At 69.7% G+C, this 13448-nt stretch carries 12 protein-coding genes and 2 pseudogenes; 6 read left to right on the forward strand and 8 right to left on the reverse strand.

Going from position 1 to position 13448, the window contains the following annotated elements; translation table 11 throughout:
* Positions 1-100 precede the first annotated feature (100 nt).
* A complete protein-coding gene (locus OG953_RS30220) occupies positions 101-1033 on the reverse strand; it encodes an N-acetylmuramoyl-L-alanine amidase (protein ID WP_405688261.1) in 933 nt (310 codons plus the stop codon).
* Between the two features lie 26 nt (positions 1034-1059).
* Positions 1060-1716: a class I SAM-dependent methyltransferase gene (locus OG953_RS30225; protein WP_405688263.1), complete on the reverse strand. Its 657-nt coding sequence runs from the start codon at positions 1714-1716 to the stop codon at positions 1060-1062.
* Positions 1717-1770: 54 nt separating this feature from the next.
* Here OG953_RS30225 and OG953_RS30230 point away from each other — a divergent pair, with 54 nt between their 5' ends.
* Together OG953_RS30230 and OG953_RS30235 are read left to right on the forward strand one after the other, a co-directional pair.
* Positions 1771-1917 (forward strand): hypothetical protein, encoded by a 147-nt coding sequence (locus tag OG953_RS30230; protein ID WP_405688265.1) that lies wholly within the window; start codon positions 1771-1773, stop codon positions 1915-1917.
* 417 nt (positions 1918-2334) lie between these two features.
* The gene (locus OG953_RS30235) at positions 2335-2580 is read left to right on the forward strand and encodes a DUF6281 family protein (protein WP_405688267.1); all 246 of its coding nucleotides are present in this window, start codon (positions 2335-2337) and stop codon (positions 2578-2580) included.
* Positions 2581-2827: 247 nt separating this feature from the next.
* On the opposite strand, the gene OG953_RS30240 is transcribed toward OG953_RS30235, so the two are convergent.
* Complete coding sequence (locus tag OG953_RS30240; RefSeq protein ID WP_405688270.1) at positions 2828-4624, reverse strand: MFS transporter; 1797 nt, start codon at positions 4622-4624, stop codon at positions 2828-2830.
* Positions 4625-4941: 317 nt separating this feature from the next.
* Between OG953_RS30240 and OG953_RS30245 the strand changes: the two genes are divergently transcribed.
* From OG953_RS30245 to OG953_RS30260, 4 genes are all read left to right on the forward strand, one after another.
* Entirely contained in the window at positions 4942-5553 is a 612-nt protein-coding gene (locus OG953_RS30245; RefSeq protein ID WP_405688272.1) for a DinB family protein, read from the forward strand.
* A 112-nt stretch (positions 5554-5665) separates the two neighbouring features.
* Positions 5666-7846 carry an acyl-CoA dehydrogenase gene (locus OG953_RS30250; protein WP_405688274.1) on the forward strand — a complete coding sequence of 727 codons (2181 nt, stop codon included), beginning with the start codon at positions 5666-5668 and terminating at the stop codon, positions 7844-7846.
* A gap of 12 nt (positions 7847-7858) precedes the next feature.
* Positions 7859-9055 (forward strand): lipid-transfer protein, encoded by a 1197-nt coding sequence (locus tag OG953_RS30255; RefSeq protein ID WP_405688275.1) that lies wholly within the window; start codon positions 7859-7861, stop codon positions 9053-9055.
* A gap of 90 nt (positions 9056-9145) precedes the next feature.
* Positions 9146-10588, forward strand: a complete 1443-nt coding sequence (locus OG953_RS30260; protein WP_405688277.1) for an MFS transporter — start codon at positions 9146-9148, stop codon at positions 10586-10588.
* 18 nt (positions 10589-10606) lie between these two features.
* Here OG953_RS30260 and OG953_RS30265 read toward each other — a convergent pair whose 3' ends face one another.
* The 5 genes and pseudogenes from OG953_RS30265 to OG953_RS30285 all read right to left on the reverse strand — a co-directional run.
* Positions 10607-11245: a response regulator gene (locus OG953_RS30265; protein ID WP_405688279.1), complete on the reverse strand. Its 639-nt coding sequence runs from the start codon at positions 11243-11245 to the stop codon at positions 10607-10609.
* Positions 11246-11453: 208 nt separating this feature from the next.
* The gene (locus OG953_RS30270; protein WP_405688281.1) at positions 11454-12092 is read right to left on the reverse strand and encodes a hypothetical protein; all 639 of its coding nucleotides are present in this window, start codon (positions 12090-12092) and stop codon (positions 11454-11456) included.
* 5 nt (positions 12093-12097) lie between these two features.
* Positions 12098-12538 carry a hypothetical protein gene (locus OG953_RS30275; RefSeq protein WP_405688283.1) on the reverse strand — a complete coding sequence of 147 codons (441 nt, stop codon included), beginning with the start codon at positions 12536-12538 and terminating at the stop codon, positions 12098-12100.
* Between the two features lie 93 nt (positions 12539-12631).
* Positions 12632-13057: pseudogene (locus OG953_RS30280) on the reverse strand (sensor histidine kinase); the annotation flags it as partial.
* 39 nt (positions 13058-13096) lie between these two features.
* A pseudogene (locus tag OG953_RS30285) lies at positions 13097-13330 on the reverse strand (hypothetical protein); the annotation flags it as partial.
* Between the last annotated feature and the right edge of the window lie 118 nt (positions 13331-13448).

Genomic DNA, 13448 nt, shown 5'->3' on the forward strand with positions numbered 1-13448 from the left:
CCCATCGTACGGATGAATCTATCGTCTGCCCGGGCGGGTTGTGTCCCTGCCCGGACGGTGGACGCACTTCCCCCCAATTTCGCCTCGGAACTACCTCTTGCTACCCGTTCAGATAGCTGCTGATGCCATCGGCAATGCCCTGTGCCGCCTTCTGGCGCCAGCTCGCACTGGTGAGCAGGGCGGCGTCCTTCGGGTCACGCATATTGCCGCATTCGATGAACACTTTGGGCACGGTCGACAAATTCAGTCCGCCCAGGTCCTTGCGGATGTCCAACCCGGTATTGCCGCCCACGTAATTGGAAGGTGCACTTCCGGTATCGCGTACGAAGAGACCTGCGATCCGGGTGCCGAGATCGCGCGACGGCTCGACGATCTTCGAGGTGTCCGCCGCTCCTCCCCGTACCGGCGCGGGGAGGATCACATGGAAGCCGCGGTTGCCGACCGCGGAACCGTCCGCGTGCACCGAGACCACCGCATCGGCCTTGGCCTCGTTGCCGATCCGGGCCCGCTCGTCGACACAGGGCCCGTACGGGCGGTCGTTGTCGTACGTCAGCACGACCTTTGCCCCCTGGTCCTGCAGGAGCGTACGCAGCCGGTGCGACACGTCAAGGGTGAACCGGGCTTCCGCGTAACCGGAGTTGGTCGAGGTTCCGGTGGTGTCGCACTCCTTGTGCGTGGTGCCGATGTCCACCTGGCGGTTGATCTCGCGGGTGTGCAGACGGTTGTTGGGGTTGTGGCCGGGGTCGATGACGACGGTCTTCCCGGACAACGGCCCGGACGCCCGGCCGGGCGCGGACTTCGACGGCTTCGCGGACGGGGTGGGGGAGGCGGACGTCTTCTCCGGCACCGGAGTATTCGTCGACGGCGGGGCGGCGGACGTACCGCTGCTGCCCTGCCGGGGCAGGTCCTGCGCTGCGCCGCTGCCACCGCCCGCGTCGCAGCCCGCGGCACTCAGGCACACGGTCGCGAACGCGACGGTGACGAACAGGGGCCGGCGGCGCGGGGTGGGGGGAACGCTCTCGTCGTACGGCACCCCGCGATGCTATCGGGGCGTCGGTCTCAGATCCCCGATCCCGTGCGCCGCAGCACCCGCAGCGAATCCGTCACCGAGACCTCGGTGAACGCGCCCGAGGCCAGCGCCCGCAGATAGACGCGATACGGAGCCTGGCCGCCGTGCGCGGGGTCCGGGAACACATCGTGGATCACGAGCAGCCCGCCATCGGCGACATGTGGCGCCCAGCCCTCGTAGTCACCGTTCGCATGCTCGTCGGTGTGACCGCCGTCGATGAAGACGAAGCCGAGCTTTCCGCCCCAGACGGCCGCGACCTGCGGAGACCGTCCGACCAGGGCCACGACATGGTCTTCGAGACCTGCCGCGTGCAGGGTCCGGCGGAACGTCGGCAGCGTGTCCATCCGGCCGACCTCCGGGTCCACGACGGTCGGGTCGTGGTACTCCCAGCCGGGCTGCTGCTCCTCGCTGCCGCGGTGGTGGTCGACGGTGAGAGCCGTCACGCCGGCCGCCCGGGCGACATCGGCGAGCAGGATGGTGGAGCGCCCGCAGTAGGTCCCGACCTCGAGGATCGGCAGCCCCAGCGCGGCGGCCTCGACGGCGGCCTCGTACAGCGCGAGTCCTTCGACCACCGGCATGAAGCCCTTGGCGGCCTGGAAGGCGGTGAGAATCTCGGGCTTGGGCTCGGCGACGGACTCGGCGGGCACGGGTTCCTCCTGGTGGGGACGGTTCTGCGGGTACGCGTTCGACGGCGCCCCATCGTGCCGTACGCCCCCGCCGAAGGCGTCGGCGGGGCGTCCTGGATGACGCGGGCGGAACCGGCCGAGGCTTTGGCTGCTCTCGCGGCGGTCGACGACATGTTCACGCCGTGGTCCGAAACGGGGCGGTGGCGCGACAAGGGAACCTGATCCGGGTTGCTGACGTCTACTCGGCGCGAAGTTCGTCGACCTGCCTGGGCGGGTGCTCGCTCCTCCGGCCGGATACGGCGCTCACCAGGGCTGTCCCGGCCGACCATGAGTACTCATGAGGCCGGACACATCAACGGGCTGGGGCGTGTCGGTTCGGGATATGAGGGCCTCACCATGCGCACGAATCCCGTTTACATGCACAACGAAGGCAAGGACTCCCGGCAAGGGAGAACTCGCTCTTCGCCGCATTTACTGAGGGGGAAACGGATGAGGTCGACCGGGCGAACCGCGGGCGCGCTATTGGCGGCGGCCATGGTGATGTCAGCAGCCGCGTGCACGGCAGACAGCAGCAGCGGTGGGGAGGAATCGGCTTCCTGTGTCAACCGGTACACCTACCAGGACCGATCGTATCGGGACGTGGCGAACGTGGACTTCACGGTCGGGAAGAAGCTCGGCGTTGCCACCAAACCACCCTGTGACGACACCGGCGGCCAGGACAAGAACGAGGAGCCGGCCACGACGGAGACCGCCTACGAGGTGGACGGCATCTCTCCCGAGGTGGCCATCGCCATCGGGGACACACCCGAGGAAGCCACGGTCTTCGCCGCTTACTCCGGCTCAGAACTTCCGCCCGAGGTAGAGAAACTGATCGACGGTTCCTGATGCGGAGCGCGGGGCCCGGTGTGGCGTCAGCATGTGAGCCACACCAAGTCCCGCGCACCGTCACCGGGACCATCGAGCGAGCGGGCGAGGACCCCCTGCGCCTGACCTTCCAGCAGGCGAAGGAGACGTACTGTGAAGCGGGAACCCAGCGCATCCAAAACCGTTCGGGATGCGCCCAGAACGCAGCAGTGGGTCCAGGACTCACTCATGCGCACTGGTCGGGAACGGTCGGACGTCTCTCATCTGCTCACGACGACACCGCGGTTCGACGCTCCGGTGCGCTGACCGTCAGCACCAGATCGGCGTCGACCGGCAGCCCGTTGCCCGGGTAGACCGCCGGGTAGGCGCGCGGCGCGTATCCGGTGGCCGATCCGGCCAGCACGAAGTTGCCGCCGGACGGGGCGGCCAGCATGTAGTGGCCGCCCTCGTCCGCCACGGTGAGACCGGCCTGCCGGCCCCGGTGGTCGATCAGCGTGACATTGGCGCGGGCCACCGGCGTACCGTCCGTGTCCAGCACCCGGCCGCGGAAGCCGCCCGAACCGGTGACCGGGCGGGACGCGGAGAGTGCGGGGGCCGACGCGTCGTCGTCGCTGCTCGCCAGCAGCGCCGGGCGCATCGCATCGCGCTGCGACGGCAGGAACGCGGCCAGTACCAGCCCGACCACCACCGCGCCCGTCGCGATCAGGAACGAGATGCGGAACCCCTCCATCGAGGGCAACGACACCCCGCCCGTCCGCACCGAGGTGTTCGCCAGCACCATGCCGATCACGGCGCTCGACACCGACGTACCGATCGACCTCATCAGGGTGTTCAGACCGTTGGCCGCACCCGTCTCGGACGGATCGACGGCCCCGATGATCAGCGCGGGCAGCGAGGAGTAGGCGAGTCCGATACCGGCCCCGAGCACCACCGCGATCACGACGGTCTGCCAGGCGGCGCTCATCAGCCCGAGCCCGGCCCCGTAACCGATCGCGATGATCAGCATCCCGAGCATCAGCGACACCTTGGGGCCGCGGCGGGCGGACAGCCGGGCGTACAGCGGGGCGACGAACATCATCGTCAGGCCGAGCGGCGCCACGCACAGCCCGGCGACCACCATCGACCGGCCGAGCCCGTACCCCGTCGACGCCGGCAGCTGAAGCAGTTGCGGCAGGACGAGCGAAACCGCGTAGAAGGCGACCCCGACCATGATCGAGGCGAGATTGGTGAGCAGCACCTCGCGCCGGGCCGTGGTCCGCAGATCGACCAGCGGCGCCGGGCTGCGCAGCTCGAAGAGGCCCCACAGGACCAGAATCACCAGGGCGGCGGCGATCAGACCGAGCGTGGTGCCCGAGGTCCAGCCCCAGTCACTGCCCTTGGTGACGGGCAGCAGCAGGCAGACCAGGCCGAGCGAGAGCCCGAGCGCGCCGACGATGTCGAACCGCCCGGGGGCGCGCAGGGTGGTCTCCGGCACGACGAGGACGGTGAGCACCATCGACAGCACACCGAGACCGGCCGCGCCGAAGAACAGGGTGTGCCAGTCGGAGTGCTGGGCGACCAGCGCGGCGGCGGGCAGCGCGAGTCCGCCGCCCACTCCGATCGAGGAACTCATCAGCGCCATCGCCGAGCCGAGCCTCTCGCGCGGCAGCTCGTCGCGCATGATGCCGATGCCCAGCGGGATGACGCCCATGGCGAAGCCCTGGAGCGCGCGTCCCACGATCATGACCACGAGATCGTCGGTGAAGGCGCATATCAGTGAACCGATCACCATCACGGCGAGGCTGGCGAGCAGCATCTTCCGCTTGCCGTAGAGATCGCCGAGCCGCCCCATGATCGGGGTCGCGACGGCCCCCGCCAGCAGGGTCGCGGTCATCACCCAGGTGGCGTTGGACGGATCGGTGTGGAGAAGGGTCGGCAGATCCTTGATGACGGGGACGAGCAGGGTCTGCATCACCGCGACGGTGATACCCGCGAAGGCGAGCACGGGGACGACACCGCCGCCCACCCTGCGCGTCCGTGGATCGGGGAGTTCCCCGGCGTGCTGTTCGTTCGTCGTCTGTGGCATACGTGCGGCCTCCGGGCGGCGTGATCGAGGGTCTGAAGAGGCGTGCGGGTCCTTTGGCGGGCAGCACCGGCCGCCAGACGTGTGCAGGGTGAAACCTTCCTTGTCGCCGAGGTATTCCGGTGAACGCGGCGCGAACGGGGCGCGACGGCGCGAACGAGGCGCGGCCGCGCACTCGGCCCGGAGCGCGCGCCGATCCGGCCGCCCCGAGCCGCCCCTCGGCCGTCCCTGCCCTGTCCGAATCGATTGGCCGGCCGCCGGCTGACGCAGATGCCCAATATCCAGTGGTGGACAGTGTCGACATCCGCGACGATGCCCACATGGACTCGGATGATCACATCAATGAATCAGCGGCGACTCGGTGGACGCGGTCAACCATCTATCCCGACATGTGGGTTGATCCGGACGACGACCCGCGCGAGACGGATGCCAGGGCTGTCGATGAACGCAGCATCCTGCTCGACTTCCAGCGCCACTACCGCCTCACCCTGGAAATGAAATGTGCCGGCCTGGATGCCGAACAGATGGCCCGGCGCGCCGTACCGCCGTCCACGATGTCCCTGCTCGGGCTGGTGCGGCACATGGCCGAGGAGGAACGACACCTTCGCCGGGTGATGGCCGGCGAGGACGCACCGAAGCTGTACCGCACCGACGAAGACCGTGACGGCGACTTCAACGGTGCGATCGCCGACCCGGCGGTCGTGGAGGACGCCTGGCGGCAGTGGCGGGCAGAGATGGAACTCACCGACCGGTACCTGGCCGGCGTCACCGACCTCAGCACCCGGAACGCCGGCCTCTCCGACCTCGGCCCCGAACCCGGTGGGGACGAGCAGCTTCGCGAAGTCCTGGTGGCACAGATCGCGGAGTACGCGCGACACTGCGGCCACGCCGACCTTCTGCGCGAGCGGGTCGACGGCCGAGTAGGCCAGTGATCACTGCACCCCGACACACCGATCGAGATCACCCTCTTCGCTGACCTTCCATCGGATTGGAACGTGTTCTACTCTTGCGCCGTTCCAGTGGCTGCGACCGGCGAGGATCCGCATGGGCATCGGAATCACCGAAGAACAGAGGGAGTTGGCGCAGGCCGCACGGGGGTGGCTGGCGCGCGCCGTACCGCCGGAGGAGATACGTGAACTCCTCGACGCGGACGCCCCCGGTACCCCCGGTGTGCGCCCCGGGCACTGGGACGGGCTCGCGGAACAGGGCCTGCTCTCCATCCATCTGCCCGAGGAGTACGGGGGCGGGGGAGGCCAACTCCTCGACCTGGCCGTGGTCCTGGAAGAGGCGGGCCGGGCCGCGCTCCCCGGCCCGTATCTCGCGAGCGCCCTCGCCTCCGCCGTACTGCACGCTTCGGGGGCGGGCGCGTTGGTACAGGACCTCGCGGACGGCACGCGCATCGGCGCCGTCGCCCTCGGCCCGGGCACCCTCACCGCCGTGGAGCACGAGGACGGCCATCTGCTCGACGGTGCGGCCCCGCCCGTCCTCTCCGGCGCCGATGCCGACCTGCTCCTGCTCCCCGCCGAATCGGCCGCCGGCACCCTCTGGTTCGCCGTCGACGCCGCCACCGAAGGACTGACCGCCCGCCCGCACCGCAGCGCCGACCCGACCCGCCCCACGGCCGAGATCCACGCCGAGGGCGCTCTTGTTCCCGCGGAACGTGTCGTACGGACCGACACCGCGCACGTCCGCGACCTCGCCGCCGTCCTCTTCTCCGCCGAAGCGTGCGGAACCGCGGCCAGGGCGCTGCACACCGCCGCCGAATACGCCAAGGTCCGCGAACAGTTCGGCCGCCCCATCGGGCAGTTCCAGGGCATCAAGCACCTCTGCGCCGACATGCTCGTACGGGTCGAACGGGCCCGCGCCCTGGTGTGGGACGCGGCCCGCGCCGCCGACGAGGAGGTGGACCCGGACGTACGGTCCATGGTCGCCGCCCTCGCCGCGTCGGACGCCCTCGACGCCGCGTACGACTGCGCCAAGGACTGCATCCAGATCCTCGGCGGCATCGGCTTCACCTGGGAGCACGACGCCCATCTGTATCTGCGCCGGGCCCTGGTGGCCCGGCAGCTGCTGGGGGCCGGCGACGCCCACCGGCTGCGGGCCGTCCGGCTGGCCGAGGGCGGGGCGCGCCGCGAACTCGCCCTCGAACTCCCCGCCGAGGCAGCAGCCCACCGCGCCCGTGCGCGCGAGGCCGTCGCCGCCGCCCGCGGCCTCGACCCGAAGGCCGCCCGCCGCGCCCTCGCGCCGACCGGCTACGCCGCCCCGTATCTCCCCGCCCCCTACGGGCTGGGCGCAGGCCCCGTCCAACAACTCGCCATACAGCAGGAGCTGAAGGAACAAGGGGTGAGGCTGAGCGACCTCGGGATCGCCACCTGGGTGGTCCCCTCGCTGATCGCCCACGGGACGGCACAGCAGCAGGACCGCTATCTGCTGCCCACCCTGCGCGGCGAACTTCTCTGGTGCCAGCTGTTCTCCGAACCCGGCGCGGGCTCCGACCTCGCCTCGCTCCGGACGAGGGCCGAGCGGACGGCCGAGGGATGGCGGATCAACGGACAGAAGGTCTGGACGAGCGCCGCCCAATGGGCCGACCACGGAATCCTGCTGGCCAGGACCGACCCGGACGCCCCCAAGCACCAGGGGATCGGCTACTTCCTCGTCGACATGAAGAACACCGAGGGCATCGACATCCGCCCGCTGAAGGAGATCACCGGCGACGCCCTCTTCAACGAGGTGTACTTCGACGACGTTCTGCTGCCGGCCGACGCCGTCGTCGGCGAGATCAACGACGGCTGGCGGGTCGCCCGCAACACCCTGGGCAACGAACGCGTCCACATGGCCGACCAGATGACCTTCGACACCGGCCTGGAGGCGCTGATCGCCCGCTCCGGCGAACTCGACGGTACGTACCGGGCCCGTATCGGAGCGCTCGCAGCCGAGGCCCACGCACTCGCCTGCATCGGACTGCGGACCACCCTGCAACAGGTTTCAGGTCTCGAACCCGGCGCGGGAGCCTCCGTCCGCAAGCTCGTCCAGACCAGCCACCAGCAGAAGGTCGCCGAGCTGGCTCTCGAACTCCTCGGCCCGGCCGGCGCGGTCGGCGAAGGGGCGGGGGAGCGGGCCGTGCACGGCTTCCTGATGTCCCGCTGTCTGACCATCGCGGGCGGTACCACCCAGGTTCAGCTCAATGTCGTCGCCGAGCGCATCCTCGGCCTCCCGCGCGATTGAAGGGACTTGCTCATGAAGACGTACATCGTCGGTGTCGGAATGACGAAGTTCGAGAAGCCCGAGACACGCGACTGGCAGTACTGGGACATGGCGAAGGAGGCCGGCACGGCGGCGCTCACCGATGCCTCCATCGCGTACGAGCAGGTACAGCAGGTCGCCGTCGGCTACTGCTTCCAGGCATCCACCGCCGGTCAGCGCGCCGTGTACGAACTCGGGCTGACCGGAGTGCCCGTCTACAACGTCAACAACAACTGCGCCACCGGCTCCACCGCGCTGATGATGGCCCGGCAGTTCGTCGAGGGCGGCGGCAGCGACTGCGTCCTCGCGCTCGGCTTCGAGAAGATGGCGCGCGGCGCGCTCGGCGGCACAGGCAACGACGGCGGTGCTGCCGACTTCAAGACATCACCCGTCGCCCGGCACTACGGGATCATGGCTGCCGCCCACGGCTTCGAGATGAGCCCGCCCACCGCACAGATATTCGGCAACGCGGCCCGCGAGCACATGGAGCGGTACGGGACGACCGAGGCACAACTTGCCGCGGTCGGCGCCAAGAACCACCGGCACTCGGTGAACAACCCGTACGCCCAGTTCCAGGACCCGTACACGGTCGAGGAGATCCTCGCCGCGAAGACCATCCACCGCCCGCTGACCAAACTCCAGTGCTCGCCCACCTCCGACGGGTCGGCCGCCGCCGTCGTCGTATCGGAACGCTTCGTCGAGAGCCACGGCCTGGGCGACCGGGCGGTCGAGATCGTCGCCCAGGCGATGACCACCGACACCCGCGACTCCTTCGCCTCCGGGACCTGCATCGACGCCGTCGGACAGTCGATGTCGCGGGCCGCCGCCCAGCAGGTGTACGAGGCCTCCGGGCTCTCGGCCGCCGACCTCGATGTCATCGAGCTGCACGACTGCTTCTCCATCAACGAACTCCTCACCTACGAGGCGCTCGGGCTGTGCGGCGAGGGCGAGTCCGGGAAACTCGTCGAGTCCGGGGCCACCACGTACGGCGGCCGGTGGGTGGTCAACCCGTCCGGCGGGCTGATCTCCAAGGGGCACCCGCTCGGCGCCACCGGAATCGCCCAGGCCGCCGAACTCACCTGGCAGCTCAGGGGAGAGGCGCAGGGCAGGCAGGTGAAGGACGCACGGGTCGGCCTGGCCCAAAACATCGGGCTCGGCGGAGCGGCGGTGGTGACGTTGCTGCGGCGTTAGCGGGGAGACCAGCGCGCGTCGTGCTACGCCGCTGGACCGAGCCCGGGTCGGCCCGAATACCGATGTACGGGGCGCAGTGCGGCTGCGAGTATGACGGCCATGGTTGACGTCACGACGCCCGCACCCCTGCAACAACGGCACAGGACCCGCACCTGGGCGGCGGTGCTCGCCGCCTGTGTCGGACAGTTCCTCGTCGTGCTCGATGTATCCGTCGTCAATGTCGCCCTGCCGTCCATGCGTTCCGACCTCGGGATGACTGCCGCCGGACTGCAATGGGTGCTCAACGCCTACTCGATCGCGTTTGCCGGATTCATGCTGCTCGGCGGGCGCGCCGCCGATATCTACGGCCGCAAGCGGATGTTCCTCATAGGCCTCGGCCTGTTCACCGCGGCCTCCCTGGCCGGCGGGCTCGCCCAGGAGGGCTGGCAGTTGCTGGCCGCCCGCGCCGCGCAGGGGCTCGGTGCCGCCGTGCTCGCCCCCGCCACCCTCACCCTGCTCACCACCGCCGTTCCCGAGGGCCCGGCCAGGACGAAGGCGATCGGCACCTGGATGGCCGTCGGCGCGGGCGGCGGAGCGGCCGGCGGGCTGATCGGCGGAGTGCTGACCGATCTGCTGTCCTGGCGCTGGGTCCTGCTGATCAATGTGCCGGTCGGCGTGCTCGTCCTGGCCGGCGCGGCGGTCTGGCTCGCCGAGGGCCGGGTGGGCGACCGGCGGCGGATCGACTTCCTGGGCGCGGTCCTCGTCACGGCGGGCCTCGCCTTCGTCGCGTACGGCATCGTGCAGACTGAGGAGTCGGGCTGGACCGCGGCGGCGACCCTGGTGCCGCTGCTCGGTGGGGTGGCGCTACTGATCGCCTTCGTGGTGGTGGAGGCCAGGACCGCGGAGCCGCTGATGCCGCTCAGGGTGCTCAGGGCGCGGGCGGTGACCTCGGCGAACGCGGCGATGTTCGTGATCGGTTCCGCGGGATTCTCGATGTGGTACTTCATGACCGTGTACGCCCAGACGGTGCTGGGTTACACCCCGTTGAAGGCCGGACTTGCCCTGATGCCCACGTCGTTGGCCGTCGTCCTCGGCTCGAAGTGCGCGCCTCGCGTCATGGCCGGGGTCGGCGCGAAGAACCTGGCGCTCATCGGTACGACCGTCGCCGCTGCGGGTTTCGGCTGGCAGTCCACGATGGGTGCCGATGGCTCGTACCTCACCTCGGTCTGTCTGCCCGGCGTCCTGATGATGGCAGGTGCGGGCCTGGCATCCACCCCGCTCGCCTCCCTCGCCATCACGGGGGCGGCCCACGGCGAGGCCGGTCTGGTGTCCGGCCTCGTCAACACCTCCCGCACGATGGGCGGTGCGCTCGGTCTCGCCGTGCTCTCCACCGTCGCCGCCGCACGCACGGCGGGCGGCACCGGGCCCGAGGAGCTCACGGCCGGGTACGCGCTGGCGTTCCGGACCGCCGGCACGGTACTGCTGGGCGGACTGCTGCTGATGGCGCTCTGGCTGCCGCGCCACCGGTCCGCTCAGCACCAGGACAGACCCTAGAGGCCCGCGAAGTCCCGCCTACAGCCAGCCCTGCTGCCGCGCCGCCCGGACCGCCTCCATCCGGTTGCGCGTCCCCGTCTTGCCGATCGCGGACGACAGATAGTTCCGCACCGTCGACTCGGACAGATGCAGCTTTGCCGCGATGTCGGCGACCGTCGCCCCGTGCACCGAGGCCTTCAGCGCGTCCCGCTCCCGCGCGGTCAGCGGGCTCGGTCCGGCGCCGAGCGCGGCGGCGGCCAGCGCCGGGTCGATGACCGTCTCACCGCTCAGCACCCGGCGGATCGCGGCGGCGAGCTCCTCGACCGGGCCGTCCTTGACCAGGAACCCCGCCGCCCCGGCCTCCATCGCCCGGCGCAGATAGCCGGGGCGGCCGAACGTGGTGAGGATCAGCACCCGGCAGTCCGGCACCTCCTCGCGCAGATCGGCGGCGGCGTCCAGACCGCTGCGGCCCGGGAGTTCGATGTCCAGGAGCGCCACATCCGGGCGGGACAGCAGCGCGGCATCCACGATCTCGTCCCCGGCGCCCACCTGCGCCACGACCTCGATGTCCGGTTCCAGGCCGAGCAGCAGGGCGAGCGCACCCCGCATCATGCCCTGGTCCTCGGCGATCAGGACACGTACACACTTCGAGGGCCGCCCGCCGGGCATGTCAGTCATACGGCCAGCGTCTCAGATCGGGCACCCTCGCGAGCGTCCGCCGCGTCTCAGCAGCCGGGCCACCGGACGGCGACTCATCCTGCCGCCGCCCTACGCCTGGTCAGCTGCTCCGTCTTGGGCTGAGCGCGGTGTCGGGCGGGTGCAACGGAGACGCGCTGCTTCCGGCGGCCGCCCGCTTGATCCGTACCAGCTGCTCTTCGAACTTCTCTCACCAGTACATGAGGTCCACCACGCAGGAGCAGTGCGGATCACTGCCGTCCACGGCCATCCGCTCCTCCTCCGTGATCAAGGACGGCAGAGCCGCGAGCAGGGCGGTGACGGCACCGGACGGCCGTACGTCCGCGGCGATCACACCGGATACGTCCGCGGTATCGAGGTACAGACGCAGCCGGTCCCGGCCCAGGAAGAGGAATCCGCGCAGGCGCGGGTCCGGCTGTTCTTCGGTGTAGGGGGAGACGATGGTTCGGAGGATCGTCAGGGCCCTGTCGTCCAGCGTCTCCCCGGCCGGCTCCACGACCGCCGGGTCCACACGGACGAGGGTCATGTCCATCAGTTTGCTGATGCTGTCGCTGGAGTAGAGGTGGGTGCCGGTGAGCAGGGTGCGCAGGATGCCGATGATGTCGTAGGGGGTGAGCAGGTCGCCGCCCTGGCGCAGGGGGATCTCATAGGCGATCAACTGGTCCGGACTGCGGTCGTCCTTGGCGCCGATGGCGATGCGGATAGCTTCGGCGGGCGGCGGTGCGGGGAGGATGCCCCGAAGGTAAACGGTGTCAGTGAAGGGCGCGTGGATGTGGTGGAGCAGCAGACGGGTGATGTCTGCCTGCTGCTCCGCGATCTCTTCATGCATGGATGTCACTTGTTGAGCCAGTCGGGGCACTTGTTCATGCCCTTGCAGTAGGCAGTGATGACGCCGATCTTCTGCCCGGCCCCGGCGTCGTACTTGGTGTCGGATGTCTTGCGTGAGTACTGGACGACTACGACGATCTTCAGCACGCTGCGGCCATGGAGGGCGTTTCCCCAGTACTCAAGGCGGCCCCCCGACTTCTTGTCGACCTTGCCGGCGATGGCGGCGTTGACGACCTTGCACTTTCTGATGTTGTGCTTGCCGGAGAAGTGACTCCAGCCGAGCACATGATTGCCGAGGCGTGTGGGGATGACCCTGCCGTCCGGGTCGGTCTGCTTGCACTTGATGTTCTTGTTCCAGTGGGGCGCCGCCTGTGCGGGCGCGGCGGGCCCGCACAGGAGGAGGGATGCAGCGGCAGCGGATACCACTAACCGATGGAGTGTGATCACGCGCATACGGTGACATGTCATGAGGTGAAAAGGCGTGTCTTCTTGGGGAGAAGCACACGAACGGACTGCGCCGCACGGTGTTCCAGGTCCGGTTCACCATCCTCGTCGGAGAGACGGGTCCGCGGCATCGCCGGAAGCGGCCTCGTCCGGCCTGTACGCCGGGAGTTCCGCGGTGAGCACGAAGCCGCCCTCCGGCTCCGGGCCCGCCCGGAGCGAGCCGCCCGCCGTGGCGAGGCGCTCGGTGAGGCCGGTCAGTCCGGTGCCGCCGATACCGGGCGTGGCCGGTGCGTCCGAGTCCGGTCCGCAGCCGTCGTCCGTGACCGTGAGCCGGACCCGTTCGGATATGCCGTCGACGACGAACGAGCAGGTGGTGGCGTTGGAGTGGCGTATGACATTGGTGACGGCCTCCCGCACCACCCAGCCGAGCAGTGCCTCCGTCTGCGGGGCGAGCGGCGGTCCCGAGCGGCGGAGCACCGGTTCGATTCCGGCGGCGGTCAGCGCGGACCGGTGCTCGTTCAGGCCCAGCAGAAGGCCGATGGTGGTGGACTTGCCCGCCCCGTTGCGGCCGAGCAGGGCGACTGTCTCGCCGCGGCCGATGGACAGATCGATCCCGTCCACGGCCCGTACGCTCCGCCCCGCCCGGCCGAAGGTCTTGACCGCCGCGGTGAGGACCACCGCGGCCGAACTCCCCGTTGTCTGCTTCATGACCACGACGCTACGGAGGGTGCCCGAGGCCCCGGCAGAGGCGTGTGTACGGACTTTGCGGTGACATATGTCATGGTGCCGAACCATCCGGAGGAGTCATGTCTGACGCTACGTCAGTAACACTCTTCACAACTGCTGGACGCTGCGTTATACATGGGGTTCATCGGCTAGAACGCGTTCTAGAACGGCGTTGCGGCCGGTCCCG

It is taken from the genome of Streptomyces sp. NBC_00057 (assembly GCF_045041165.1).
GTDB lineage: Bacteria > Actinomycetota > Actinomycetes > Streptomycetales > Streptomycetaceae > Streptomyces.